At 60.7% G+C, this 26,904-nt stretch carries 18 protein-coding genes; 7 read left to right on the forward strand and 11 right to left on the reverse strand.

The features are described from left to right. Nucleotides 1-28 precede the first annotated feature (28 nt). Nucleotides 29-2,542 carry a phosphoenolpyruvate--protein phosphotransferase gene (gene ptsP, locus FQ182_RS11055; RefSeq protein ID WP_149411613.1) on the forward strand — a complete coding sequence of 838 codons (2,514 nt, stop codon included), beginning with the start codon at nucleotides 29-31 and terminating at the stop codon, nucleotides 2,540-2,542. 26 nt (nucleotides 2,543-2,568) lie between these two features. Next, on the forward strand, nucleotides 2,569-4,275 hold the full coding sequence (gene nagE / locus FQ182_RS11060; protein WP_149411614.1) for an N-acetylglucosamine-specific PTS transporter subunit IIBC: 1,707 nt from the start codon (nucleotides 2,569-2,571) through the stop codon (nucleotides 4,273-4,275). 93 nt (nucleotides 4,276-4,368) lie between these two features. Here the strand turns inward: nagE and FQ182_RS11065 are convergent, their stop codons facing one another. Together FQ182_RS11065 and purL are read right to left on the reverse strand one after the other, a co-directional pair. Further along, nucleotides 4,369-4,680: an NGG1p interacting factor NIF3 gene (locus FQ182_RS11065; RefSeq protein WP_133102112.1), complete on the reverse strand. Its 312-nt coding sequence runs from the start codon at nucleotides 4,678-4,680 to the stop codon at nucleotides 4,369-4,371. Nucleotides 4,681-4,684: 4 nt separating this feature from the next. After that, a complete protein-coding gene (gene purL, locus FQ182_RS11070) occupies nucleotides 4,685-8,581 on the reverse strand; it encodes a phosphoribosylformylglycinamidine synthase (protein WP_149411615.1) in 3,897 nt (1,298 codons plus the stop codon). Between the two features lie 286 nt (nucleotides 8,582-8,867). On the opposite strand from purL, the gene mltF reads away from it, so the two are divergent. Next, entirely contained in the window at nucleotides 8,868-10,328 is a 1,461-nt protein-coding gene (gene mltF, locus FQ182_RS11075; RefSeq protein ID WP_149411616.1) for a membrane-bound lytic murein transglycosylase MltF, read from the forward strand. Between the two features lie 79 nt (nucleotides 10,329-10,407). Here the strand turns inward: mltF and FQ182_RS11080 are convergent, their stop codons facing one another. The 5 genes from FQ182_RS11080 to treP all read right to left on the reverse strand — a co-directional run bounded on the left by FQ182_RS11080 (nucleotide 10,408) and on the right by treP (nucleotide 17,741). Beyond that, a complete protein-coding gene (locus FQ182_RS11080; RefSeq protein ID WP_149411617.1) occupies nucleotides 10,408-10,698 on the reverse strand; it encodes a PTS transporter subunit EIIB in 291 nt (96 codons plus the stop codon). 2 nt (nucleotides 10,699-10,700) lie between these two features. Then, nucleotides 10,701-13,232, reverse strand: a complete 2,532-nt coding sequence (ptsP, locus tag FQ182_RS11085; RefSeq protein WP_149411618.1) for a phosphoenolpyruvate--protein phosphotransferase — start codon at nucleotides 13,230-13,232, stop codon at nucleotides 10,701-10,703. Nucleotides 13,233-13,280: 48 nt separating this feature from the next. Then, a complete protein-coding gene (locus FQ182_RS11090) occupies nucleotides 13,281-14,501 on the reverse strand; it encodes a carbohydrate porin (RefSeq protein WP_149411619.1) in 1,221 nt (406 codons plus the stop codon). 74 nt (nucleotides 14,502-14,575) lie between these two features. Then, entirely contained in the window at nucleotides 14,576-16,222 is a 1,647-nt protein-coding gene (gene treC, locus FQ182_RS11095; protein ID WP_149411620.1) for an alpha,alpha-phosphotrehalase, read from the reverse strand. Nucleotides 16,223-16,298: 76 nt separating this feature from the next. Then, nucleotides 16,299-17,741 carry a PTS system trehalose-specific EIIBC component gene (gene treP, locus FQ182_RS11100; protein WP_149411621.1) on the reverse strand — a complete coding sequence of 481 codons (1,443 nt, stop codon included), beginning with the start codon at nucleotides 17,739-17,741 and terminating at the stop codon, nucleotides 16,299-16,301. 320 nt (nucleotides 17,742-18,061) lie between these two features. Between treP and treR the strand changes: the two genes are divergently transcribed. Further along, complete coding sequence (gene treR, locus FQ182_RS11105; protein WP_149411622.1) at nucleotides 18,062-18,766, forward strand: trehalose operon repressor; 705 nt, start codon at nucleotides 18,062-18,064, stop codon at nucleotides 18,764-18,766. 93 nt (nucleotides 18,767-18,859) lie between these two features. Here the strand turns inward: treR and guaA are convergent, their stop codons facing one another. The 4 genes from guaA to FQ182_RS11125 all read right to left on the reverse strand — a co-directional run bounded on the left by guaA (nucleotide 18,860) and on the right by FQ182_RS11125 (nucleotide 23,492). Beyond that, on the reverse strand, nucleotides 18,860-20,437 hold the full coding sequence (gene guaA / locus FQ182_RS11110) for a glutamine-hydrolyzing GMP synthase (protein WP_133102103.1): 1,578 nt from the start codon (nucleotides 20,435-20,437) through the stop codon (nucleotides 18,860-18,862). An 83-nt stretch (nucleotides 20,438-20,520) separates the two neighbouring features. Continuing rightward, nucleotides 20,521-21,990 carry an IMP dehydrogenase gene (gene guaB, locus FQ182_RS11115; RefSeq protein ID WP_133102102.1) on the reverse strand — a complete coding sequence of 490 codons (1,470 nt, stop codon included), beginning with the start codon at nucleotides 21,988-21,990 and terminating at the stop codon, nucleotides 20,521-20,523. Nucleotides 21,991-22,106: 116 nt separating this feature from the next. Next, on the reverse strand, nucleotides 22,107-22,655 hold the full coding sequence (locus FQ182_RS11120) for a sugar ABC transporter ATPase (protein WP_133102101.1): 549 nt from the start codon (nucleotides 22,653-22,655) through the stop codon (nucleotides 22,107-22,109). Nucleotides 22,656-22,724: 69 nt separating this feature from the next. Further along, a complete protein-coding gene (locus tag FQ182_RS11125) occupies nucleotides 22,725-23,492 on the reverse strand; it encodes a sulfite exporter TauE/SafE family protein (RefSeq protein ID WP_149411623.1) in 768 nt (255 codons plus the stop codon). A 99-nt stretch (nucleotides 23,493-23,591) separates the two neighbouring features. On the opposite strand from FQ182_RS11125, the gene FQ182_RS11130 reads away from it, so the two are divergent. The 3 genes from FQ182_RS11130 to FQ182_RS11140 are packed head-to-tail and all read left to right on the forward strand — an operon-like array spanning nucleotide 23,592 to nucleotide 26,697. Further along, nucleotides 23,592-24,482, forward strand: coding sequence for a LysR family transcriptional regulator (locus tag FQ182_RS11130; protein ID WP_149411624.1), 891 nt, complete (start codon nucleotides 23,592-23,594; stop codon nucleotides 24,480-24,482). 10 nt (nucleotides 24,483-24,492) lie between these two features. Beyond that, a complete protein-coding gene (gene xseA, locus FQ182_RS11135; protein WP_149411625.1) occupies nucleotides 24,493-25,872 on the forward strand; it encodes an exodeoxyribonuclease VII large subunit in 1,380 nt (459 codons plus the stop codon). A gap of 3 nt (nucleotides 25,873-25,875) precedes the next feature. Further along, nucleotides 25,876-26,697, forward strand: coding sequence for a peptidoglycan DD-metalloendopeptidase family protein (locus FQ182_RS11140; protein WP_149411626.1), 822 nt, complete (start codon nucleotides 25,876-25,878; stop codon nucleotides 26,695-26,697). Nucleotides 26,698-26,904: the final 207 nt, after the last annotated feature.

Here is a 26,904-nt window from a genome sequence, read left to right on the forward strand (position 1 = left end):
TTGCGCATTCCTGATGAGTACCGTGCCCATGTCCCACAATAATAATGACCTCACCCTCAGCGCCCCCCTCAGCGGGCCGGTACTGACCCTGGGCAGCGTTCCCGACGAAGTGTTCGCCAGCGGCGCCATGGGCGATGGCATCGCCATCGACCCGATTAATGATTGCCTGCATGCGCCCTGCGATGGGGTCATCATTCATGTCGCCCGTACCGGGCATGCGCTGACGATTCGCGCCGATAACGGCGCCGAACTGCTGCTGCACGTGGGCATCGACACCGTGGAGTTGAACGGCGAAGGTTTTGAGCTGTTGGTCGAACAAGGCGCGCGGGTCAATAATGGCCAGCCGCTGGTGCGCTTCGAACTGGATCGCATCGCCCGCCAGTGCAAAAGTCTTATCAGCCTGATCATTCTCACCAACAGTGATCAATTTGCGCTGCGCCCGCTTGCATTGAACGCGGTGAACGTCGGGGAGCCGCTATTGCAGGTGGTCGCACACGGTTCTTCGCCAGCGCAACCGCAGGCGGTCGATGACTCAATCGCGCAAGCCAGCGCCAGCATTCGCATCACTCACCGTGGCGGTTTGCATGCCCGCCCCGCAGCCTTGATCCGCAAAACGGCGCAGGGTTTCAGCAGCCAGGCGCAGTTGCATTTCGCCGGCAAGTCGGCGTCCTGCGACAGCCTGATCGGCTTGATGGGCCTGGGTATCGGTGAACAGGACGACGTTCAGGTCACTTGCCGTGGCAAGGATTGCGACGCGGCGCTGCAAGCGCTGATCGCCGCCTTGTCGGTGGCGGTCCATGCACAAACCCATGCGCCGGTGGCCGTCGCTACTCGTCGCGCCAACAGTGAACCCGGCGTGCTGCAAGGTGTATGCGCCGCGCCTGGATTGGTGTGTGGGCCACTGTTTCGACTCAATGGCATTGAGCTGCCGAAAGACACCGGCAACCACGTCGCCGAGGAGCAACTGCGTTTGCTCGACAACGCCCTGGAACAAGTGCGCAACGATATCCGCGACACACTGGCCCAAGCCCGGCGGCACAAAGACATTGAAGAAGAGGAAATCTTCGCCGCCCACCTGGCGCTGCTGGAAGACCCGGCGCTGCTGGTGGCCGCCGGTGTCGCCATCGCTCAGGGCCGCGCCGCTACCCACGCCTGGCGCGATGCGATCCAGGCCCAGTGCGCCGTACTGCTGGCATTGGGCAAACCCTTATTGGCCGAGCGCTCCAATGACTTGCGGGATTTGCAGCAGCGCGTGCTGCGGGTGCTGCTGGGTGAAGCCTGGCACTTCGAATTGCCCGCCGGCGCCATTGTTGCGGCCCATGAATTGACACCGTCGGACCTGCTGCAACTGAGCGCACAAAACGCCGCCGGTATCTGCATGGCCGAAGGCGGCGCGACCTCCCATGTGGCGATTCTGGCACGGGGCAAAGGCTTGCCTTGCGTGGTCGCACTGGGCTCGGCCGTATTGGATGCGCCCCAAGGCCAACGGGTTGTGCTCGACGCCATCAACGGTCGCCTGGAGTTGGCCCCCGATGACGCGCGCCACGCACAAGTCCATCAGATACGCGAGGCACAAAAACTCCGCCGCCAGCAGCAACAAACCCAAGCCCAGGCGCCCGCCCGCACCCTGGATGGCGTAAGTATCGAGGTGGCCGCCAATGTCGCCTCCAGCGCTGAAGCGCAGATGGCCCATGAAAACGGCGCCGACGGCGTCGGCCTGTTGCGCACCGAATTCCTCTTTGTCGACCGCCGCACCGCGCCCGATGAACAAGAGCAGCGCCAGGCCTATCAAGCCGTACTGGATGCCATGGGCGACAAGTCGGTGATCATCCGCACCATCGACGTCGGCGGCGACAAACAACTGGACTACCTGCCGCTGCCCGCCGAAGCCAACCCGGTGTTGGGCCTGCGGGGCATACGCCTGGCCCAGGTCCGCCCGGAACTGCTGGACCAGCAACTGCGCGCCCTGCTCCAGGTCAGCCCGTTGCAGCGCTGCCGCATCCTGTTGCCGATGATCAGCGAAGTGGACGAGTTGCTGCACATCCGCCAACGCCTGGATGAGCTGTGCATTGAGCTGAAACTGACCCAACGCCCGGAGCTGGGGGTAATGATCGAAGTACCGGCCGCCGCCTTGATGGCCGAGCAACTGGCCGAGCATGCGGACTTCCTGTCCATCGGCACCAATGACCTGTCCCAGTACACCCTGGCCATGGACCGCGACCACGCCGGCCTCGCCGCCAGGGTCGACGCCCTGCACCCGGCGTTGCTACGCCTGATCGCCCAGACCTGCGCCGGGGCGGCCAAACACGGCCGTTGGGTCGGCGTATGCGGCGCCCTGGCGTCCGACCCGCTGGCCACACCGGTGCTGATCGGCCTGGGCATCAACGAGCTGTCGGTAAGCCCGCTGCAAATCGGAGAAATCAAGGACCGCGTCCGCCACCTGGACGCGGCGCAATGCCGGCAATTGAGCCAAGGCCTGCTTAACCTGAGCAGCGCCAAAGCCGTTCGCCAAGCCTGTCAACACCACTGGCCGCTGAGCTGACAACAACAAGAAAAGGGAGACACGCCATGTACCAATATTTCATCGAAGGGCTGCAACGCCTGGGCCGCGCGCTGATGCTGCCGATCGCGATCCTGCCGATCGCCGGCCTGCTGCTGCGCCTGGGCGACACCGACCTGCTGAACATCGCCGTGATGCACGACGCAGGGCAAGCGATCTTCGCCAACCTTGCGTTGATCTTCTCCATCGGTATCGCCGTGGGGTTTGCCCGAGACAACAACGGCACCGCAGGCTTGGCCGGGGCCATTGGCTACCTGGTGATGATCTCTACCCTCAAGGTGATGGACGCCAGCATCAATATGGGCATGCTCGCCGGGATCGTCAGCGGGCTGATGGCCGGCGCGCTGTATAACCGTTTCAAGGACATTAAGCTGCCCGAATACCTGGCGTTCTTCGGTGGGCGGCGGTTTGTGCCGATTGTCACCGGTTTCTCGGCGGTCGGCCTGGGCGTGGTGTTCGGCCTGATCTGGCCGCCGATCCAGCATGGCATCAACAGCTTCGGCGTATTGCTGCTGGAAAGTGGCAGCTTCGGCGCATTCATCTTCGGCGTACTCAACCGCCTGCTGATCGTCACTGGCCTGCACCATATCCTCAACAACATGGCCTGGTTTGTGTTTGGCAGCTTCACCGACCCGGTGACCGGCGCGGTGGTCACTGGCGATTTGACCCGCTATTTTGCCGGCGACCCCAAGGGCGGCCAGTTCATGACCGGTATGTTCCCGGTGATGCTGTTCGGCCTGCCCGCAGCCTGCCTGGCGATGTACCGCAATGCCTTGCCGGAGCGGCGCAAGATCATGGGCGGGATCTTCCTGTCGATGGCATTGACCTCGTTCCTCACCGGCGTCACCGAGCCCATCGAGTTCGCCTTCATGTTCCTCGCGCCGCTGCTGTATCTGCTGCATGCGCTATTAACCGGCCTGTCGATGGGCATCACTAACCTGCTGAACATCCACTTGGGCTTTACCTTTTCCGGTGGTTTTATCGACATGGTCCTCGGCTGGGGCAAGTCCACCAATGGCTGGCTGGTGGTGCCGGTGGGCCTGGCCTACGCGGTGGTCTACTACACGGTGTTTGATTTCTGCATCCGTCGCTTCAACTTGAAGACACCGGGGCGCGAAGACATACAGGTCGTGCGCACCGAAGCCATGACCGACAACCAGCGTGCCGGTGCCTACATTCGTGCGCTGGGCGGGGCTGACAATCTGCTCAGCGTGGGTGCCTGCACTACGCGTCTGCGCCTGGACATGGTGGACCGCAACAAGGTGGTGGACGCCGAGCTCAAGGCATTGGGTGCGATGGCCGTGGTTCGCCCCGGCAACGGCGGCAGCTTGCAGGTGGTGGTAGGGCCGATGGCCGACAGCATTGCTGACGAGATTCGCCTGGCCATGCCGTCGTTTGTCAAAGCCGCGCCAGTGGTTGCTGCGCCTGTTGAAAAGAGCGCACAGGTCAATGTTCACGAGGCCGAGAAATGGCTGAATGCCCTGGGCGGTCGGGCCAATGTGCTGCAACTGAATACCGTAGCCATGACCCGGTTGCGGGTGGAATTAGGGGATGGTTCGGTGTTGTCGAAATCCCAGCTCACGGCGCTTGGCTGCCAGGGTGTAAGCCAGCTGGAAAGCGGCATTTGGCACTTGCTGATTGGTGACAAGGCATCGGGGTTGGGTGAGGCCTTGGAGCGGTTGGTCAGTGACCGTGAAATAGGAGCCCGAGCCTAAATCTCTACTGGCCCGCGATGAGGCCCTCACAGCCAACAAAAAACCCGCTGACCATTCAGGCCCAGCGGGTTTCTTGTTTTTACAGCCAGCGAATCAAAAATCCGCCAACTGCCACACCTCATAAGCCGGCGTCTCATAGGGATGGCTAAGCTTCAACGCAGCCACAACGGCCTTGATCAACTCATCCGCCACCACCAACTCAACCTTCCATTCCTCAACCACTTCAACCTGCCCCACCTGGCCGATAAACGGCTGGCTGCCGTCCATCGGGCGGAACTGGCCGCGGCCCAGCACTTGCCAGGCGCAGCTGTCGTAGTGGCCGATGCGCCCGCCGCCAGCTGCGAAGACGGCGGTTTTCACCGTGTCCACGTGACTGTCGGGCACAAAGAAGCTGAGCTTGTACACGGCCTTAGTTCACCCACACACGAGCGTTGCGGAACATGCGCATCCACGCGCCGTCTTCGTTCCACTCTTCCGGGCGCCAGGAGTTCTGCACGGCACGGAAGACACGCTCCGGGTGCGGCATCATGATGGTGACGCGACCGTCGCGGCTGGTCAGCCCGGTGATCCCGCGCGGCGAGCCGTTCGGGTTGGCCGGGTAGCCTTCGGTGACCTTGCCGTGGTTGTCGACGAAACGCATGGCCACACAACCGGACAAGTCAGCTTCCAGCAACGCTTCTTCGCTTTCGAACTCGGCATGGCCTTCACCGTGGGCGATGGCAATTGGCATGCGCGAACCGGCCATGCCACGCAGGAAGATCGAGTTCGATTCCTGCACCTGGACCATGGCCACACGGGCTTCGAACTGCTCGGAACGGTTGCGCACAAAGTGCGGCCAGAACTCGCTGCCTGGGATCAGTTCGCTGAGGTTGGACATCATCTGGCAACCGTTGCACACACCCAGGGTGAAGCTGTCGTTGCGCTCGAAGAAGCCCTGGAACGCATCGCGGGCGCGGCTGTTAAACAGCGCCGACTTAGCCCAGCCTTCACCGGCACCCAACACATCGCCGTAGGAGAAACCGCCGCAGGCCACCAGGCCTTTGAACTCGTTGAGATCAACGCGACCGGCGAGGATGTCGCTCATGTGCACGTCAATCGCATTGAAGCCGGCACGGTCGAACGCGGCCGCCATTTCCACCTGGCCGTTGACGCCCTGCTCACGCAGTACGGCAACCTGTGGGCGAATGCCTTTCTTGATGTACGGCGCAGCGATGTCCTGGTTGACGTCGAAGCTGAGCTTGGTGCTCAGGCCCGGGTTATCTTCTTCCAGGATCACGGCGAATTCCTGCTCGGCGCAGTCGACGTTGTCCCGCAGGCGCTGGATCTGGTAGCTGGTCTCGGCCCACTGGCGTTGCAGCAGACGGCGCTGGCCTTCAAAGACGGTTTCGCCGTTGAAGACGATGTTGATTTCGCCGTTGTTGATCGGCTGGCCAACCACTGCCACGCAGTCGCCCAGGCCGGCCGCGCTGAATTGCGCGAGCACGTCCGGGGTGGCGTCCTGGCGAACCTGGATTACGGCGCCCAGTTCTTCGTTGAACAGAATCGCGGCGATGTCCGCAGATGTTTCCGCCAGGCCGTCGAGGTTCAGGCTCAGGCCGCAGTGACCGGCGAAGGCCATTTCCACGGCGCTGGTCAGCAGACCACCGTCGGAACGGTCGTGGTAAGCCAGCAGGTGACCGTCGGCGTTCAGGCCCTGGATCACGGCGAAGAAGGCTTTCAGGTCTTCGGCGTCGTCAACGTCCGGCGCGTGCTTGCCGAGTTTGCCGTGAACCTGGGCAAGGATCGAGGCGCCCATGCGGTTCTGGCCACGGCCCAGATCGATGAGGATCAGGTCAGTGGTGCCCTTGTCCATGCGCAGTTGCGGGGTCAGGGTCTGACGAATATCGGTGACCGGCGCAAAGCCGGTAACGATCAGCGACAGCGGCGAGGTGACGCTCTTGTCCACGCCGTCATCGTTCCAGCGAGTGGCCATGGACATGGAGTCCTTGCCCACCGGGATGGTGATGCCCAGCTCAGGGCACAGCTCCATGCCGACGGCTTTAACGGTGTCGTACAGACGGGCGTCTTCACCTGGGTGACCGGCAGCGGACATCCAGTTGGCCGACAGCTTGATGTCAGAGATCTTGCCGATGCGCGAAGCGCAGATGTTGGTCAGGGTTTCACCGATGGCCATGCGGCCCGACGCTGGAGCGTCCAGCAGGGCCAGCGGCGTGCGCTCCCCCATGGCCATGGCTTCACCGGTGTAGACGTCGAAGCTGGTGGCGGTGACGGCAACGTCGGCCACAGGAACCTGCCACGGGCCGACCATCTGATCACGGGCAACTAGACCGGTGATGGTGCGGTCGCCAATGGTGATCAGGAAGCTTTTGCTGGCAACAGCCGGGTGGTGCAGGACGCGCTCCACGCAATCGGTGATGGCCAGTGTCGACGGATCGAAGTCGTCGCCCAGTTCGATTTCGCGGACCGCCGAACGGTGCATGCGCGGGGCCTTGCCCAGCAGCACTTCCAGGGGCATGTCCACCGGGCTGTTGCCGAAGTGGCTGTCGGTGACCGTCAATTGCGGCTCGGCAGTGGCTTCGCCGACCACGGCAAACGGGCAACGCTCACGTTCGCAGATCGCCTGGAAACGCTCGAAGTCCGCAGGGCCAACGGCCAATACGTAGCGTTCCTGAGATTCGTTGCTCCAGATTTCGTGCGGGGCCATGCCCGGCTCGTCGTTTGGAATGTTGCGCAGTTCGAAGCGGCCGCCACGGTCGCCATCGTTGACCAGTTCCGGGAAGGCGTTGGACAAACCGCCTGCGCCGACGTCGTGGATGAAGCTGATTGGGTTCTTGTCACCCAACTGCCAGCAACGGTCGATGACTTCCTGGCAGCGACGCTCCATCTCTGGGTTTTCGCGCTGTACGGAAGCGAAGTCCAGGTCCGCCGAGCTGGTGCCGGTGGCCATGGAGGAAGCGGCGCCACCGCCCAGGCCAATCAGCATCGCTGGGCCGCCGAGGACGATCAGCTTGGAGCCGACGATGATTTCGCCTTTCTGTACGTGTTCGGCGCGGATGTTGCCCAGGCCGCCGGCCAGCATGATCGGCTTGTGGTAACCGCGCACTTCATCACCGTGAGGGGTGGTGATGGACTGCTCGAAGGTACGGAAGTAACCCGTCAGGGCCGGACGACCGAATTCGTTGTTGAACGCGGCGCCGCCCAGCGGGCCTTCGATCATGATGTCCAGTGCGGTGACGATGCGCTCAGGCTTGCCGTACGGCACTTCCCACGGCTGTTCAAAGCCCGGGATCTGCAGGTTGGACACGGTGAAGCCGGTGAGGCCAGCCTTTGGCTTGGCGCCACGACCGGTGGCACCTTCGTCGCGAATCTCACCACCAGAACCGGTGGCTGCGCCCGGGAACGGGGCAATCGCGGTCGGATGGTTGTGGGTCTCGACTTTCATCAGGATGTGCACCGGCTCCTGCACCGCGCCGTACTGGCGGGTTTCAGGGTCCGGGAAGAAACGGCCGGCAACACTGCCGACGATGACCGAGGCGTTGTCTTTATAAGCCGACAGAACGCCTTCGCTGTGCATCACGTAGGTGTTCTTGATCATGCCGAACAGACTTTTTTCCTGGCTCTGGCCGTCAATGTCCCAACTGGCGTTGAAGATCTTGTGGCGGCAGTGCTCGGAGTTGGCCTGGGCGAACATCATCAATTCGATGTCGTGGGGGTTGCGCGCAAGACCTGTGAAGGCATCGACTAGGTAGTCGATTTCGTCTTCAGCCAGGGCCAGGCCCAGTTCGGTGTTGGCTTTTTCCAGGGCGCGGCGACCGCCGCCGAGCACGTCAATCGCGGTTAGCGGCTTGGGCTCGGCGTGGCTGAACAGGCCGGCGGCCTGTTCCAACTGGCTGACGATAATCTGGGTCATGCGGTCATGCAGGCTGCTGGCGATCAGCTCGGCCTCGGCATCGCTGAACTGGCCGGCGACATAGAAGGCGATCCCGCGTTCCAGACGCTGGATTTTTTCCAGGCCGCAGTTGCGGGCGATATCGCTGGCCTTGCTCGCCCAGGGCGAGATAGTGCCGAACCGTGGCAGGACCAGGAACAAGCGACCGGTGGGCTCTTGAACGGGAACGCTGGGGCCGTACTTCAGAAGACGCGCCAGCACTTGCTGTTCGTCGGCGGTCAAGACGCCGGTAACGTCGGCGAAGTGAGCAAATTCAGCATACAAGCCACTGACAGCCGGGACTTTCTGGCTCAGTTGCTCAAGGAGTTTGCTGTGGCGAAAGGCAGAAAGGGCAGGAGCGCCGCGCAGGATCAACATCTTCGGGACAGCCTCGGGAAGGGGTGTGCTTTGAGGCCGTGCATTCTAGCGTAAACCGCCGCCAACGGCACCCGAAACGCTACCTGTGGCCGCTGCCGGACGTCAGTTGGCCCGACTGCACGGCTGCCAGGACGCCATCCCGGTCATTTCAGGCAGTTATTTTAACCGTCACAATCGCGCGCCAAGGCCCATTTCTGCGGGCTGCAGCTTAGGTTTTCGGGCGCTAGCAGACAACAGCCACGCTGTCGATATATGGCGCCGGGGGTCCTTTGCGTATACTGCGCAGATGTTCTCCCCAACTGCTTTATGCCCGCGTTGCGCCAAATGGCTCTTCGCAATCGGACTCTTCCTGATGCTCAGCGCCTGTGTTGATAACCCCAGCGCGCTAGAGCGGATCAAGGAGGATGGCGTATTGCGGGTGATCACCCGAAACAGCCCGGCCACCTATTTCCAGGACCGCAACGGCGAAACCGGTTTCGAATACGAACTGGTCAAGCGCTTTGCCGAAGACCTGGGGGTGAAGCTGGAGATAGAAACGGCTGACAACCTCGACGACCTGTTCGGTCAGCTTGGCAAACCCAACGGCCCGGTACTGGCCGCCGCCGGCCTGGTCAGCAGCGAGCAGCGCCGCCAACTGGTGCGCTTCTCCCACCCTTACCTGGAAGTCACCCCGCAGATCATCTACCGCAACGGCCAGTCCCGCCCTACCAACGCGACGGACCTGGTGGGCAAGAAGATCATGGTGCTCAAGGGCAGCACCCACGCCGAACAACTGGCCGAGCTGAAGCAGAAAAATCCCGCCATTGAATACGAAGAATCCGACGCCGTTGAGGTGGTCGACCTTTTGCGCATGGTCGACGAAGGCCAGATCGACCTGACTCTGGTGGACTCCAACGAAGTGGCAATGAACCAGGTGTACTTCCCCAACGTACGGGTCGCCTTCGACCTGGGCGACGCCCGCAACCAAAGCTGGGCCGTGGCCGCCGGTGAAGACAACAGCCTACTCAACGAGGTCAACAGCTTTCTGGACAAGGTGGAGAAGAACGGCACCCTGCAGCGTCTAAAAGATCGCTATTACGGGCACGTCGATGTCCTTGGCTATGTCGGCGCATACACCTTCGCCCAGCATTTGCAGCAGCGCCTGCCCAAGTACGAGAAACACTTCAAGGCTTCGGCCAAGGAAGAAAAAGTCGATTGGCGGCTGTTGGCGGCCATCGGTTATCAGGAATCCCTATGGCAACCGACGGTCACCTCCAAGACCGGCGTGCGCGGTTTGATGATGCTGACCCAGAACACCGCCCAGGCGATGGGCGTGTCCAACCGCCTGGACGCCAAGCAAAGTATCAAGGGTGGCGCCAAGTACCTGGCCATGATCAAGGGTGAATTGGACGACAAGATCCAGGAACCGGACCGCACCTGGTTTGCCCTGGCAGCCTACAACGTGGGCGGCGGCCATTTGGACGACGCCCGCAAGCTGGCCGAGAAAGAAGGCCTGAACCCGAACAAGTGGCTGGACGTGAAGAAAATGCTGCCGCGCCTGGCGCAGAAGCAGTGGTACAGCAAGACCCGCTACGGCTACGCCCGGGGCGGCGAGCCAGTGCACTTTGTGGCCAACATCCGGCGCTATTACGACATCCTGACCTGGGTGACGCAGCCGCAGCTGGAGGGGAACCAGGTGGTTGAAGGCAACCTGCATGTGCCGGGTGTAGACAAGACAAAACCGGCCGAAGAAACCCCGCAACTATAAAAATGCGGCCCCTCAAACAATGTAAAAGTCTGTGGAAGCCAGGCTTTGTGGCGAGCGGGCTCGCCATTTGATTTGAACGTTAAAGTCCCGTAATCAAATGCACCACCCCACCCGCCAATACCATCACCCCTGGTACTCCCGCCGCTCGTAATGCCACCTCATCCAAGCGCTCCGAATTTAGTAACTGCACCCGCACCCGAGTCAGCGCCACCCGCTGTTGCGACTTGAGGTTGTCAGCCCCCCCCAACGCACTCAATACGCCCGGCGACAACGGCGTTTCGCCCACAGGTGCAACCACTGCCTGTGGCGTCTCTGCAATCAAATCCGGCGTCAGGGCCTTCCAGAACGCCCGCTGCATTTTCTCGAACATACTCAGTTCTCCACAACCAATGAGGTTTCGACGGTGGCCGCGTGGTATTGGCGCATGGCCTCACGTACCTGGACGGCCTCTTCCAGGCCCAGCACCTGGCGGGCGATCAACTGGCAGTCCGCCAGGTCCAGCTCGCGCACGGCGGCCTTGATGGTCGGGATCAGCGGCACGCTGACCGACAACTCATCCACTCCCAGCCCAATCAACACCGGCACCGCCAGCGCCTCCGACGCCAGCGCGCCGCAAACACCCACCCATTTGCCATGGGCATGGGCGGCCTTGACGGTGCTGGCGATCAGGCGCAGTACCGCCGGGTGAAGGCTGTCGGCCTGGCTGGCCAGGCGCGGATGATCGCGGTCCATGGCCAGGGTGTATTGGGTCAGGTCGTTGGTGCCGATGGAGAAGAAATCCACCTCGGGCGCAAACAGGTCGGCCATCAACGCCGCCGACGGCACTTCAATCATGATCCCCAGCTTAGGCAGTTGCGTAAGCCCCATGGCCAAGGCTTCCTCCTCAAGGATCTGCCGCGCCAGGCGCAGCTCCGAGAGCAGGCTGACCATCGGCAACATGATGTGCAGACGAGCAAAACCGGCACTGGCGAGGATCGCCCGGAACTGTTCGCGCAGCAGTTCCGGACGCTCCAGGCACAGTCGAATGCCCCGCAGGCCAAGGAACGGATTGGTCTCACTGTCCATCGGCACATAGGCCAGGGGCTTGTCCCCACCGACGTCGAGGGTGCGCACCACCAGGTTGCGCTCCGGCCCCAGGGCCCGGGCGATGGCGCTGTAGGTGCCGGCCTGCTCATCGGGGCTGGGCGCGCGGTTGCGATCCAGGTAGAGGAATTCCGAGCGCAGCAAGCCAACACCTTCGCCGCCCAGGGCCAGGGCTTGCTCCACCTCTTGCAGCGAGGCGACGTTGGCGGTGACTTCGACGCGATGACCGTCGCGGGTGATGGCGGCCAGTGAGGCCTGCGCCACCTCCTGCTGACGACGCAGAACCTGCTGTTGGCGGGCGACCTGCAGTTGCTCGATCTCGGCCAGGTCCGGCTCCAGGTGCAATTCACCCTTGTCGGCATCCAGCAGGACTTGCTTACCGTTGCTCAGGCTCAGCACCTGGGCCGGCACGCCGCAAATGGCGGGCAACCCCAGGGCACGGGCGAGGATTGCGACGTGGCTGGTGGCGCCGCCACCGACGGTGACAAAACCCAGCACCTTGCGGGTGTCGAGGCTGGCGGTTTGTGACGGCGTCAGTTGTTCGGCGATGAGGATTGCCTGCTCCGGCAGGTCCCAGGCGCTGTCCTTGATCCCAAGGATCAGTTTCAGGACACGTTGGCCGACGTCTGCCAGGTCGGCGGCGCGCTCGGCAAGCAACGTGTTACCCGACCCCTGGAACAGGCTGGCAGTCGCTTCAGTGGCGCCGTTCCAGGCGAAGGCGGCGCTTTTGCCTTGCGCCAATAGTGCATCGGCTTGCTCCAGCAGGGTTGGGTCTTCCAGCAACTCCTGGTGGGCACGAAAAATTTCCGCCTGGGCGCTGCCGACGTCCTTGGCCTGCAAGCCTTGCAGCGCCTCGGTCGCGTGAAGCAGGCCACGATCCAGCGCGACGCGCTCAGCCGCTTCGCCAGTACCGGCTTCAGTGATGTTCAATTCAGGCTCGGCGACTTGCACCACTTGGCCGAACGCAGAACCAGGCGATGCACACACGCCCCGCAGCAAGGTCGCCGAGCCAAGCGGTGCCACTGGTTCGGCAATCTCGACGTGGGCAATTACCGTTTCCCCGCATCCTTCAGCCAGCAACACCACCAGGGCCTTGATGGCCGCATCGGCATCCTCCCCCGCCGCACTCACCTGCAAGGTATCGCCCCGTACGGTCTGCAACGCCATGATCGCCACCAACGACTTGGCATTCGCGCTTTGGGTTTGCTTGTGCAGGTAAATGCTCGCCTTGAAGCCCTTCGCCGCCTGGGCAAAAATCGCCGCCGGACGGGCGTGCAGGCCATTGGCGTTGGGCAGTATCAGGGGTTTGGAGAACAGGGCGTCGCCCTCTTCTTCCACGGTTTCATCCGTGCAGCCTTCAGAGCTCACGCGCAACAAGGGTTGCCCAAGCACCACCAGGCCGCTGCCCGGTGTCAGCAGCGTGAAGGGCTCGCCGCTGACCACCAACATCAGGGTCAGCAAACTACGGGCGTTGAGCGCAACAAAATCGGCATCGAATTCAATCAACGGCTGGCCGGCCTCAACACGCTGACCTTCCTTGACCAGTCGGGTAAAACCCTTGCCTGCCAGGTTCACTGTGTCCAGGCCAATGTGTATCAGCACCTGGACTCCGTGATCATTGGTGACGCTCACCGCATGACCACTGTCCTGGATATTACTGATCACCCCGGCAAGGGGAGCGCAGAGAGTCTGCGAGGTCGGATCGATGCACAGGCCGTCGCCAATCAGGCGACTTGAGAACACTGGATCGGGCACCTGATCCAGGGCCACAAGCACCCCGGACAAGGGCGCCAGCAGTTCCAGGGGTTGGGTTGTGGTCATGATTTCACCTGTTGTTTTGTTCTGTAAAAATCATTGATCGGAAAACTGTTACTTCCACCAATACTCAACCTGCACACCAAAGTTGGAACCATGCCGCGCCGTGCCATAGCTGCCGGTGTCGGACAGTGCCGAGCCCGCCGCCAGTTCATTGGCCGCACGCTTGGCTGCTTCGTTCCAGGTAGCGTAGGTGTAATACAAACGCACCTCCGGCCTTGCCCAGAAATCCGGGCCTTTAGGCGACCAGGTCGGGGCGAAGGTAAATTTGCTCAGCTTGCGGGTGCCGCCGGTGGCGTCCACTTGATCATGGCCCAACTCGGTGACCAGCTTGAACTGTTCAGTGATCGCATAGGCCGGGCGCACACCAAGGGAAATCCAGGTCTGGTCCTGGCTGCCGGGGCGAATGTCTTTCTGGTAGACCGCCTCGATCTGGCCGCCAAACCGTGGTGTCACCTGCCAGTCGAAAAACTCCACCGCACGGTAGCTTTTGCTGCTGTTGTCCAGGGCAGTATTACCGGTGTAGCCCAAGCCCGTGCCGGGACCTTCGCCGTACTGCAGGGCGAACTTGTTCTTGCCGCCAAGAAACGGCGTCTGCACATGCTGGGCAGTCAGCGCCCAACCGCTGTTGGCTTCGCGGCCGCCGGCTTTTTCGATGTAGCTCAAGCCCAGCTCCAGCTCGCCGCCAGGGTTGGTCTTGAAGCCTGCGACGTTGAAGTCGTGACGGGTGGCGTATTCCTTCTGGTACAGGTTGTCCTTGCGGGAAATGGCGTAGCTGTATTTCAGATCGCCGATCAGCACGTCTTCGATACCGCCGCCTGTCGCGCTCTGGTTCCAGTAGTAGAAGTCGGAAATATGGATGTCATTACGTTTGTAGTAACGCCGACCGGCCCACAGCGAACCACCGTTGAGGCTGGGCATATTCGACCACTGCGCATACATCTGCGGCATGCGCGCCGAGCCGTTGTTTTCACCCTGGAACTTCAGCTCGCGATCGTACTTGTTGTACAGCGAAGCCATGGCGTCGACGCTGAGCACCGAGCCGTCATCAAGGGTGAACAGGTCCTGGCGCAACTCCAGCTCGGCATACTGTTCGCATTCGTTGCCCAGACGGTATTTCGATTGCGCACCGGGCAGTTGGAAACACTGCTGTGGACCGCTGCCCGTTGAAGTCCCCGCGCCGCTACGCAAGTAGCCTGCAAACTCCAAAGCCTGGGCCGCCAATGGCAACGTTAGACAGGATGCAACGAGGCCCAGCTTTATTGTTGTTCTCATGAAGCACTCCATTATTTTTATTGTGTTTTTTTGAAGCATTCCCTGCGCTCCCACGCCGGGGGTAATGCGATGTCTCAATCCTTCAGGTGCAGCACGAAGGATTCATACGGGCGCAGCGATATCTGGCCCGTACGCATCGGGCAATCGTCGTAGTTGCTGATCAGCACGCGTTGCTGGCTCGCGACGTTGATCACGCCGTCCGGCAATTGGATCTGGCACGGCGTACCGTAGAAGTTGTTGAGCACCAGCAAACGCTCGCCCTGGCCTTCGCGCAGGTACGCCCAAACCTGGGTGTGCTCCAGCAGCAGTTGGCGATACACGCCTTCCTGGATCAGCGGCTCAACGCGGCGCAGGGCAATCAGCGCACGGTAGTGATGCAGCACCGATTCAGGGTTGTCGAGCTGGCTTTCAACGTTGATCTGCGCCGCATTGGCGGGGATGCCGATCCACGGTTCGCCGCTGCTGAAACCAGCGTTCGCCTGGGTATTCCACTGCATCGGCGTGCGGCCGTTATCGCGGGACTTCTGCATGATCGCCGCCATGCTGTCGGCCTCGGACTCACCGGCTTCGCGCTTGAGTCGATAGATGTTCAGGGTCTCGACGTCGCGGTACTGCTCGATTGTGTCGAAGCCCGGATTGGTCATGCCCAACTCTTCGCCTTGGTAGACAAAAGGCGTGCCCTGCAAAAAGTGCAGCGCGGTGCCGAGCATCTTGGCCGAGACCACCCGGTGCTCGCCGTCATCGCCAAAGCGCGAGACCACCCGTGGCTGGTCGTGGTTACACCAGAACAGCGCGTTCCAGCCGCCGCCGGCCTGCATACCCAGTTGCCAGTCGGAAAGAATCTGCTTGAGTTGAAGGAAGTCGAAGTCAGCCCGCACCCACTTTTGCAGGTTCGGATAATCCACTTTCAGGTGATGAAAATTGAAGGTCATCGACAGCTCTTTCGACTCAGGACTCGAATAGCGAATGCAGTGCTCAAGACTGGTGGAGGACATCTCGCCGACGTTGATCAGGTCATGGCCTTCGAAGACTTCGCGGTGCATTTCCTGCAGGTACTCGTGCACGTTCGGGCCGTCGGTGTAGAAGCGCCGACCGTCGCTGTTGTCTTCAGGAAAGTCCGCTGGTTTGGAGATCAGGTTGATCACGTCCAGGCGGAAACCGCCGACGCCCTTGTCGCGCCAAAAGCGCATCAGTTTGAACACCTCGGCGCGCACGTTGGGGTTTTCCCAATTGAGATCGGCCTGGGTGTGGTCGAACAGGTGCAGGAAGTACTGGCCGGTTTGCGCCTCGTATTCCCAGGCCGAGCCGCCGAACTTGGATTCCCAGTTGTTCGGCTGGTCGCGCCAGATGTAGAAATCGCGGTACGGGTTGTCGAGGCTGCTGCGGGCCTGCTGGAACCACTCGTGCTCGATGGAGGTGTGGTTGACCACGATGTCCAGCATCAGCTTGATGCCGCGCTTGGCCGCTTCGCTGATCAGCAAATCGCAGTCGGCCATGGTTCCGTAGCTGGGGTCGATGGCGTAGTAGTCGCTGATGTCGTAGCCGTTGTCGCGCTGTGGCGAACGCAGGAACGGAGTGATCCACAGGCAATCGACGCCCAGCCACTTGAGGTAATCGAGCTTGTCCACGACGCCCAGCAGGTCACCGGTGGCATTACCCGCGTGGCTATGGAAGCTTTTTGGGTAGATCTGGTAGATCACCGAGTGTTGCCAGTCTTGCATGGTGGGTTCCTCAATTTGGATAAACGCAACCTCGCGTAGGAGCTGTCGAGTGCAACGAGGCTGCGATAGCGGTCGATCAAGCGACGCGATAACCGGGCCGAACAATTTTCATGCTCAACGCGCAGGTCAAAACAAACGGCACGACAATCGCGACAGCCATGCCAATGACAAACACCGGGATGTACTGCGGCATGATCGAAATAAATCCAGGCAAGCCGCCAACACCGATGGCCGTGGCCTGGACCTTGTTCAGCGACAGGAAAATGCTGCCCAGCGCCGACCCAAGCAAGGCGGCATAAAACGGGAATTTGAAGCGCAGGTTGACGCCAAACATCGCCGGCTCAGTGATGCCGAAATAAGCCGAAATCGCCGAGGTCGACGCCATGCTTTTGTCGCGGGCATTGCGGCTCATGTAGAACACGCCCAGCGCCGCGCTGCCCTGGGCCAGGTTGGACATGACGATCATTGGCCAGATAAAGGTGCCGCCTTGGGTGGAGATCAGTTGCAGGTCCACGGCGAGGAACATGTGGTGCATACCGGTGACCACCAGCGGCGCATACAACAGGCCGAAAATCGCTCCGCCCACCATCGGCGCCAGGTCAAACAGGGTGACCACGCCTTCGGTGATCAGGATGCCCAGGTGACGGGTCACCGGGCCAATGATCGCCAGTGCCAGCACGCCGGTAACGACAATGGTAGTGATGGGGACGACCAACAGTTGAATCGCGTTTGGCACCCGCGCCCGTAGCCATTTTTCAATGACGCTCATGACGTAGGCAGCCATCAGGATCGGCAGGATTTGCCCCTGATAACCGACTTTCTCGATCTGGAACCAGCCGAGAATATCGAAGTACGGCAGGCTCTGGCCGTCGAGGCCGGCCACCGCCTTGCCGTAGTTCCAGGCGTTGAGCAAATCGGGATGAACCAGCATCAGGCCCAGGACGATGCCGAGGATTTCACTGCCGCCAAAGCGCTTGGCCGCCGACCAGCCCACCAGCGCGGGCAAGAATACGAACGAGGTATTGGCCATCAGGTTGATCAGGCTCCACAGGCCATCCAGGTTCGGATAGGCCTCCAGCAGCGTCTTGCCCTCGATGAACATGCCCTTGGCGCCCATCAGGTTGTTCACGCCCATCAACAGACCGGCAATGATCAGCGCGGGCAGGATCGGCATGAACACGTCGGAAAACACCCGCACCAGGCGTTGCATCGGGTTGATTTTTTCAGAGCCCTTCTGCTTCACGTCGGCGATGGTCGAGGCGCCAAGACCAGTCTGTTCCCGCAGGGCGGCGTAGACCTTTTCCACTTCACCGGGGCCGATGACGATCTGGAACAGGCCGCCAGTGAAGAACGAACCCTTGACCAGATCGATCTGGTTCAACTCGCCGCTATTGGCCAGGCTCGGGTCTTTAAGGGCCAGGCGCAGGCGGGTCACGCAGTGGGCAGCTTGCTCAAGGTTGTCGCTGCCACCGAGGCCTTGCAGAATCTCGCGGGCAATATTGGGGTAGTCGTGGCTCATGCTTGGTATCCACTTTGATTTTTTGTTATTGGGGGCAGTCATTGGCAGCACGCCCAGGAGAAAAGTACTCGTACAGACGAGTTAAAGCAATAACTCGTCTGTACGAGTTACAAATTATAAACTTCCTGTAGGAGCGAGCTTGCTCGCGAAGCAACGTTAACGATAACGCGTGCATCCTGGATAAACGCGGTGCCCTTGAGTTCTTCGCGAGCAAGCTCGCGCCTACAGAGGGCGCAAATATCCATGGGCCCGATGGACAAACCGCACCTCTGCCTCTAAGGTTCCTGCCTTAAACGCAAACGCGGCACAGAGCCCTACCCATGAGCAAATACAACCAGATCTATACCGATCTGCTTGCCAACATCACCACCGAACGCCTGCAACGCGGCACGCGCCTCCCCTCCGAAGCCGAATTAATGGACACCTACCAGGCGAGCCGTGGCACGGTGCGTCGGGCTATAGAGCAGTTGCAGGAGCGCGGCTTTGCGCAAAAAATTCACGGCAAGGGCACCTTCGTGCTGTCGCCCAACCCCATCGAATTTCAGTTGGGCGGAATTGTCAGCTTTCGCGAAACCCATGCAGACCTGGGAGATGACGTCAGCACCGAGGTCGTCGAGTTCAGCCAATTCCCCCTGGAAGGCTCGCTGCTGCAACACATCGAAGCCGCAGCCGGCAGCCTGATCACCCGAATCAAGCGGGTACGGCGCATCGACGGCAAGCGGGTGATCCTGGACATCAACCACTTCGTCGCCGACCTGATCCCTGGGCTGGACCGGGCCATTGCCGAGCAGTCGATCTACGCCTTTATCGAACAGACCCTGCAACTGCACATCAGCTACGCCCAGCGCACCATCGAAGCACTGCCGAGGGGCAAGGACGACCAACTGCACCTGGACCTCGACGGCCAGAGCCATGTGATCGTGGTGAGTAACCAGACGTTTTTGCAGGATGGGCGGCAGTTTGAGTACACCGAGTCGCGGCATACGCTGGACAAGTTTTACTTTTCGGATATTGCGCGGCGCTGATACCCAATACATTTCCCAGAAACACAAAACCCCAGCCAAGGCTGGGGTTTTGTTGTGTAGCCAGCGCCTGGCTCAGCAGGCGCTAACGCAGGATCACTCCCACTCAATGGTCGCCGGCGGCTTGCTCGACACATCATAAGTAACGCGGGAGATGCCTTCGATTTCATTGATGATACGGCCGCTGACGGTTTCCAGCAGTTCGTACGGCAGGTGTGCCCAACGGGCGGTCATGAAGTCGATGGTTTCCACCGCTCGCAGGGCCACAACCCAGGCGTAACGACGGGCGTCACCGACCACGCCGACCGATTTCACCGGCTGGAACACCACGAACGCTTGGCTGACCTTGTGGTACCAGTCGGCCTTACGCAGTTCTTCGATGAAGATATGGTCGGCGCGACGCAGCAGGTCGGCGTATTCCTTCTTCACTTCACCGAGAATCCGCACGCCCAGGCCTGGGCCTGGGAATGGGTGACGGTAGACCATGTCGTACGGCAGGCCCAGTTCCAGACCCAGACGACGGACTTCGTCCTTGAACAACTCACGCAGCGGCTCTACCAGCTTGAGGTTCATTTCATCAGGCAGGCCACCGACGTTGTGGTGGGACTTGATCACATGGGCCTTGCCGCTCTTGGCGCCCGCCGACTCGATCACGTCAGGGTAGATGGTGCCCTGGGCGAGGTACTTGATGTTGTCCAGGCTGTTGGACTGGGCATCAAACACGTCTATGAAGGTGCGCCCAATGATCTTGCGCTTCTTCTCCGGGTCCGACTCGCCGGCCAGATTGTTGAGGAACTGCTCCTCGGCGTTGGCGCGGATCACCTTGACGCCCATGTTCTCAGCGAACATGGCCATCACTTGCTCGCCTTCGTGCAGACGCAGCAGGCCGTTGTCGACGAAGACGCAGGTCAGTTGGTCGCCAATGGCCTTGTGCAGCAGCGCAGCAACTACCGAAGAGTCAACGCCGCCGGACAGGCCCAGCAGGACGTTGTCGGTGCCAACCTGGGCACGGATGTTGGCGATGGCGTCTTCAGCGATTTTCGACGGGGTCCACAGCGCTTCGCAGCCGCAGATGTCGAGGATGAAGCGCGAGAGGATGCGACCGCCCTGCTTGGTGTGGGTCACTTCCGGGTGGAACTGCACGCCGTAGTAGCCACGCTCGTCGTTGAACATGCCGGCAATCGGGCAGCTCGGGGTGCTGGCGAGGATGTGGAAATCCTCTGGCATTTTGGTGACCTTGTCACCATGGCTCATCCACACGTCGAGGCCGAACAGGCCGTCGGCGTCGATGTGGTCTTCGATGCCGTCCAGCAGGCGGCTCTTGCCGACCACATCGACACGGGCATAACCGAATTCACGCAGCTCGGAACCTGCGACCTTGCCGCCCAGTTGCTCGGCCATGGTCTGCATGCCGTAACAAATACCGAAAACCGGCACGCCCAGGTCAAACACGGCTTGCGGGCAACGCGGGCTGTTGGCTTCGTGCACGGACTCAGGACCGCCGGCGAGAATGACGCCTTTTGGAGCGAACTCGCGAATCGCTTCGTCGTCCATGTCGAACGGATGCAGTTCGCAGTACACACCGATTTCACGCACGCGGCGGGCGATCAGTTGGGTGTACTGGGAACCGAAGTCGAGGATCAGGATGCGGTGGGCGTGAATGTCGAGGGCCATGGAGTCAGTCTCGTCTATGGAATTCAGAAACAACTCGGGGCTGAATAAAACAGCCCCGGTTACTTAACGTTTTTCTGGAAGCATCAACCTACGCGGTAGTTCGGCGCTTCTTTGGTGATCTGTACGTCGTGGACGTGGGATTCGGCCATGCCAGCACCGGTGATCCGCACGAACTCTGGCTTGGTGCGCATTTCTTCGATGTCGGCACTGCCGGTGTAGCCCATCGAGGAACGCAGGCCGCCCATCAGTTGATGGATGATAGCGCCCAGGGTGCCCTTGTACGGAACACGCCCTTCAATGCCTTCCGGTACCAGCTTCTCGGCGCCCGCGGAGGAGTCCTGGAAGTAACGGTCGGAAGAACCTTGCGCCTGGGACATTGCTCCCAGGGAGCCCATGCCACGGTAAGCCTTGTAGGAACGGCCCTGGTACAGTTCGATCTCGCCGGGTGCTTCTTCAGTACCCGCAAACATCGAGCCCATCATCACGCAGGAAGCACCGGCAACGATGGCCTTGGACAGATCACCGGAGTAACGGATACCGCCGTCGGCAATCAACGGCACGCCGGTGCCTTCAAGGGCCTCGGCGACATTGGCGATGGCGCTGATTTGCGGTACGCCGACACCGGCGACGATACGGGTGGTGCAGATCGAGCCAGGGCCGATACCGACCTTGACTGCGTCAGCGCCCGCTTCAACCAATGCCTTGGCAGCAGCGCCGGTAGCAATGTTGCCGCCGATCACTTGTACTTCAGGGAAATTCTCTTTGACCCAGCGAACGCGGTCGATCACGCCTTTGGAGTGACCGTGGGCAGTGTCGACCACCACCACGTCAACACCGGCAGCCACCAAGGCCGAGACGCGCTCGCCGGTGTCTTTACCCGTGCCGACCGCAGCCCCTACACGCAGACGACCTTGATCGTCCTTGCTGGCCAGCGGGTACGCCTTGGCTTTTTCGATGTCGTTGACAGTCATCATGCCTTTGAGGGCGAATTTGTCGTCGACGATCAGCACGCGCTCGATGCGGTGCTTGTGCAGCAATTCGCGAGCGTCGTTCTTGTCGGCGCCTTCCTTGACCGTGACCAGTCGTTCTTTAGGCGTCATCACTTCGCGGACAGTGGCTTCCAGACGGTTTTCGAAACGCACGTCACGGGAAGTGACAATGCCAACGAGGTCGCCATTATGAAGCACCGGAACACCGGAGATGTTATGCAGGCTGGTCAGTTCGAACAGTTCACGAACGGTGGCGTCGGCCTCGATGGTGATCGGGTCCTTGACCACACCGGCTTCGTAACGCTTGACCTTGCGCACTTCGGCAGCTTGCTGCTCGATGGTCATGTTCTTGTGGATGATGCCGATGCCGCCTTCCTGAGCCATGGCGATGGCCAGACGGGCTTCAGTGACGGTGTCCATGGCAGCGGAAACCAGGGGGATATTCAGCTCGATGCCACGGGTTAGGCGGGTCTTGAGACTGACTTCGTTAGGAAGCACCTCGGAATAACCGGGCACTAGGAGAATGTCGTCGAATGTCAGAGCTTCTTGGCTGATACGCAGCATCGCGGGGGCTCCCGAGCGGGAAAATGGAAGCGCGCCATTATACTCAGAGACCTACCAGGGCTCAATGTAAAACTCTGACATTATTGGTAATACTGATAGAAGGAGAAAATATTGGTTTAAAGCTCGACTTTGACCCAGCTCATCTTCTGGTCGAGCCAGTCGGCAAATTCGTCGATAAAACTCTGCTTGAACCCCGCCTCCGCCCAGTTGTTGAAGATGAAGCCCAGGTTGGAAAAGCCACATTCCTGCAGGAATAGGAAACCGTTGATGTCGTCTTCATGGCCACACAACGGGCAAGTGAAGTTATCGGTGTGACCGGGCATCCAGTCTTCCAGGCTGTCGAACAGCGCTTCGCCGACTTCCTTGAGGCATTCCGGGCAGCCAGCTTCTTCGAGAAAACCCTTGGCCGGGGTGTAGATACAGCGCTTGTAGATAATCTCCAGGCCATTGACCGGTTCGTTGAACGGCAGCGCTTCGGGGTGCAGCACCACGGCGCGGGCACCGTCGGCGATGGCGTAGGCCATACGGCTGCCAGTGCGACCGCAGGTGGTGAGTTCTTCCTTGACGATGTTCTTGCGCACCAGCCAGCGCACAATCGCCCGGGCCCGTGGTTCGTGGACGGGCAATGTGGATATTTTCGGGACTAGGATGCTTTGGGAATTCATGAGGCCTGGATGTCCTGCGGTGTGGCTTCTGGCCGAAAGGACGGCAGCTTAATCCCTGACACCCACAGGTCAAGTACTCAAGTAACGGGCAATCAAGGCAATACCGCTGGCCAGCACCAGCCAGGTCACCAACCGCACGAACGCCTCACGGGACATGCGCAGGGTCAGCCGCCGACTAGCCCACAACCCCAGCGCCATTGCCGGTAACAGGCACACTGCCAACATCAACAAGGATAGCTCGGCATACACTCCCGCGATCAAAAACAGACTCAGGCGCACCACCGTGCTGCAACTGATCAACGCACTCTGGGTCGCCCGCGCCGCTTCCTTGGGTAGGCGGCTGTTGAGGTAGATCGCATATAAAAAGCCGCCACTGCCAAACAACGCGCCAAACAGCCCACCGACGGTGCCCATGGGAATCGCCCAGCCGACAGCGAGCTGCCGGGGCTTGGCCTTCATCGCCAAGCTATAGATCGCATAGGCGCTGATAAACAGCCCCATCAGCAGCAGCAATAGATCCGATTGAAGGTTGAGCAAAAAGATCACCCCGAGGGTGCAGCCAATCGCCATGCACGGCAGCAACCTCAACAGTTCCGGCTTCGCCACATCTCGCCGCGATTGTAGGAGGTTGCCAAAGGCCGCGACAAAATCCAGCAACACCAGCAACGGGATGATCTTCGACAGCGGCATGAACAGGATCAGGATCGGCCCCGCCACCAGCGCCGTGCCAAAGCCGGCAATGCCAAACACTATGTAGGCCACGACGACTCCCAAGCCAATCACCAGCCAGTCAACGCCACCAAAGGACCAACTACTCATCAGTTCGACTGGGCTCATGCCGTATTCCTTAATGAAGATGGCCATCACTTTAGCCATTGGCGAGGGTTGCGACTAATATCTTCAAAGGCCACTACCCATCTCGAAAAGGCATGACTTGTGATTTCCACCCGGCAACTGCGTTACTTCGTCGAGATCGCCGAGAGCGGCAGCTTCAGCGCCGCCGCCGAGCGGCTGTTTGTCGCGCAATCGGCCCTTAGCCGGCAGATCAAGGAGCTTGAATCTCAACTGCAAACCCCATTATTCGAACGCACCGCCCGCCAGCCACGGCTAACCGCAGCGGGCGAAGCGTTTTATCCACGAGCCCGCAACCTGCTGGGCGAGTTGCACAAGGCCAGTGAGATGGCCACGCAAGTGGGCAACGGTCAACTAGGAACTCTACGCTTGAGTCATTCCAGCACGGTGCCGATGAGCGGTCGCCTGCTGCAAGGGATCAGCTCCTACCTGCAACAGTGCCCTGACGTGTCGATGGACATCGTCAAACTGTCCTCCGAAGCGCAACTGGAAGAAATCGCCGAGGGGCGGCTGGAGGTTGGGCTATTGCGCTTGCCGGTATTGCGCCAGCGCGAGGGGGTGCGAATCGTGCCTTTATATAGCGAGCGATTGTTGTTGGCGGTGCCGCCCGACCACCCGCTGGCGCTCAACAAGACGGCTATCGACTTGGCCCAGCTCAAGGACGAGGCCTTTATCTCGATCCCTCACCCACAGCGCGGCGGGCTGAGTTACCTGTCAGCCGAGTTGTGCATGCGTGCCGGATTTTTCCCCAAGGCGGCGCGGGTAATGTCACGCAAGACCACGCAATTGCAGTTGATTCAGGCCGGGTTTGGCATCGCCCTGTTGCCTGAGTCGATGCAGGACATCGCCCCGGCCAATATCCACTTCCTGCCGTTGGCTGATCCTGATTGCCTAAGCACCATCGCCCTCGCCTGCCGGCAAGCGCCAACTGCGCTGGTGGAGCAATTCTGTCAAACACTGGGCGAATGCCTATAAACTGCCGCCCATGATTAAAGATCCCTTTGCCCGTCTGGGCCTGGACCGCGAAGTCCTGACTGTCAGCCAGCTCAACGGCCGCGCGCGGGTGTTGCTTGAAGACGTGTTCACCAATATCTGGGTTGAAGGCGAAATCTCCAACCTTGCCCGCCCGGCTTCCGGCCACGTGTATTTCACCCTCAAGGACAGCGGTGCCCAGGTGCGCTGCGCGCTGTTCCGGCAGAACGCCGCACGGGTACGCCAAGCCTTGAAGGATGGCCTGGCTGTCAAGGTGCGGGGCAAGGTCTCGCTGTTTGAAGGCCGTGGCGACTATCAACTGATTCTCGACACCGTGGAGCCTGCCGGTGACGGCGCCCTTCGCCTAGCCTTCGATGCGCTGAAGGAAAAGCTCAGCGCCGAAGGTTTGTTCAGCGCCGAACGCAAGGTGCCGCTGCCGGCCCATCCGCAGCGCATCGGCATTATCAGTTCGCCCACTGGCGCAGTGATCCGCGACATCATCAGTGTGTTCCGCCGCCGTGCGCCGCAAGTGCAATTGACGTTGATCCCTACGGCGGTTCAAGGCCGTGAAGCGATAACGCAGATCGTCCGCGCCTTGAAGCTGGCCGACGCTCGTGGCTTCGACGCGTTGATCCTGGCCCGTGGCGGCGGCTCCCTGGAAGACCTTTGGTGTTTCAACGAAGAAGCCGTAGCCCGCGCCGTGGATGCCTGCGTGACGCCAATTGTCAGCGCCATCGGCCATGAAACTGATGTATCCATCAGTGATTTCGTCGCCGACGTACGCGCGCCAACGCCTTCTGCTGCCGCCGAACTCCTCGCCCCCGATTCCAGCGATCTGGTGCGCCAGGTCGAAAGCCTGCACCGGCGCCTGGTGATGCGCATACGCAACCGGTTGATGCATGACCGCCTGCGCCTGGAAGGCATGGCCCGCCGCCTGCGTCATCCGGGTGAACGTCTGCGCCAGCAAGCCCAACGCCTGGACGATCTGGATATGCGCCTGCGCCGCGCCTTCGAGCGCAGCCTCAATACCCGTCGTGAACGTTTGATCCGCCTGGAAACCCGCCTCGCCGGCCAACATCCAGGCCGCCAACTGGCGCTGCTGCGCCAACGCCTGGACAGCCTCGCCGAACGCCTGCCCAGGGCTATGCGCGAAGGCCTCAAGGCGCGGCGCCTCCAGCTACAAAGCCAGGTGCAGACGCTGCAAGTGGTCAGCCCGCTGGCAACACTGGGCCGTGGCTACAGTATTTTGCTGGACGAGCGCGGCCAGGCAATTCGCAACGCCGCGCAAACCCACACCGGCCAGCGCCTTAGCGCGAGACTCGGTGAAGGTCAATTGCAGGTTCGGGTGGAAGACAACCACCTCACGCCCGTCACTCTCTCGTTACTGGATTGATTCATGCCACGTTTTCTTAGCTTGTTGATGCTGTTGTGCCTGACCTTCAATGCCCATGCCGACAGCTACATCACTCGGGTGCTGAACAAGCCTGTTCCCGGTGGTGTCGCGGTGATTGACCTGGGCGCCTCAGCGGTGGCACCTAAAGCCAGCTACCAAGGTAAACCGGTGCTGGTGGTCAAGGAGCAGGAGAACTGGCGGGCAATTGTCGGCATCCCGCTAACCGTCAAACCCGGCAGCCAGCAAATCAGCAGTGGCAGCCGCAATCTGGCGTTCACCGTGGGCAACAAGAAATACCCGGAACAACACATCACCTTGAAGAACAAAAGCCAGGTGAACCCGGACCCTGCACAACTCAAACGTATCGAAGGCGAACTGGCGGTTCAGCTTAAGGCTTACCGCAGTTTCAGTCCGAACACGCCGAGCAACCTGGTGCTGGACAAGCCGGTCAACGGGCCGCTGTCGAGCAAGTTTGGTGTGCGACGGTTCTTTAATGGCGAGGAGCGTAACCCTCATTCGGGCCTCGATTTTGCCGTGGGCGCCGGTACGCCGATCAAGACCCCGGCGGGTGGCAAGGTAATTTTGACCGGCAACTACTTTTTCAATGGCAACACCGTATTCGTCGACCATGGCCAGGGTTTTATCAGCATGTTTTGCCATATGTCCAAGATCGATGTGAGCGTGGGCCAGCAACTGGCTCGCGGTGCGGTAGTGGGCAAGGTGGGCTCCACCGGACGGGCGACCGGGCCGCATATGCACTGGAATATCAGCTTGAATGATGCGCGGGTAGATCCGGCGATATTTATTGGGTCGTTTCAGCCTTGACGTAAAGGGTGATTCTTTTGGGGCTGCTGCGCAGCCCAACGCGGCGGGGCGGCGATCCGATAAGCCCGCTCGCCACAACCGGCAACCTCAATTGCGCACCTTACAAAGCTCGCGCAAATAAAATCACTCGCAAAACAATTCTCAACCATAAAATCTCGTTTATTACGCCAATAACAGAACTTCTCTCAATTTTTTCCGACTGCTTGC

The organism is Pseudomonas sp. ANT_H4 (assembly GCF_008369295.1).
GTDB lineage: Bacteria > Pseudomonadota > Gammaproteobacteria > Pseudomonadales > Pseudomonadaceae > Aquipseudomonas.

Bases quoted from the DNA above. Each gene is read 5' to 3' on its own strand.
- ptsP (WP_149411613.1), top strand. From the start codon at position 29: ATGTCCCACAATAATAATGACCTCACCCTCAGCGCCCCCCTCAGCGGG.
- nagE (WP_149411614.1), top strand. From the start codon at position 2,569: ATGTACCAATATTTCATCGAAGGGCTGCAACGCCTGGGCCGCGCGCTG.
- purL (WP_149411615.1), bottom strand. From the start codon at position 8,581: ATGTTGATCCTGCGCGGCGCTCCTGCCCTTTCTGCCTTTCGCCACAGC.
- mltF (WP_149411616.1), top strand. From the start codon at position 8,868: ATGTTCTCCCCAACTGCTTTATGCCCGCGTTGCGCCAAATGGCTCTTC.
- FQ182_RS11080 (WP_149411617.1), bottom strand. From the start codon at position 10,698: ATGTTCGAGAAAATGCAGCGGGCGTTCTGGAAGGCCCTGACGCCGGAT.
- ptsP (WP_149411618.1), bottom strand. From the start codon at position 13,232: ATGACCACAACCCAACCCCTGGAACTGCTGGCGCCCTTGTCCGGGGTG.
- FQ182_RS11090 (WP_149411619.1), bottom strand. From the start codon at position 14,501: ATGAGAACAACAATAAAGCTGGGCCTCGTTGCATCCTGTCTAACGTTG.
- treC (WP_149411620.1), bottom strand. From the start codon at position 16,222: ATGCAAGACTGGCAACACTCGGTGATCTACCAGATCTACCCAAAAAGC.
- treP (WP_149411621.1), bottom strand. From the start codon at position 17,741: ATGAGCCACGACTACCCCAATATTGCCCGCGAGATTCTGCAAGGCCTC.
- treR (WP_149411622.1), top strand. From the start codon at position 18,062: ATGAGCAAATACAACCAGATCTATACCGATCTGCTTGCCAACATCACC.
- guaA (WP_133102103.1), bottom strand. From the start codon at position 20,437: ATGGCCCTCGACATTCACGCCCACCGCATCCTGATCCTCGACTTCGGT.
- guaB (WP_133102102.1), bottom strand. From the start codon at position 21,990: ATGCTGCGTATCAGCCAAGAAGCTCTGACATTCGACGACATTCTCCTA.
- FQ182_RS11120 (WP_133102101.1), bottom strand. From the start codon at position 22,655: ATGAATTCCCAAAGCATCCTAGTCCCGAAAATATCCACATTGCCCGTC.
- FQ182_RS11125 (WP_149411623.1), bottom strand. From the start codon at position 23,492: ATGAGCCCAGTCGAACTGATGAGTAGTTGGTCCTTTGGTGGCGTTGAC.
- xseA (WP_149411625.1), top strand. From the start codon at position 24,493: ATGATTAAAGATCCCTTTGCCCGTCTGGGCCTGGACCGCGAAGTCCTG.
- FQ182_RS11140 (WP_149411626.1), top strand. From the start codon at position 25,876: ATGCCACGTTTTCTTAGCTTGTTGATGCTGTTGTGCCTGACCTTCAAT.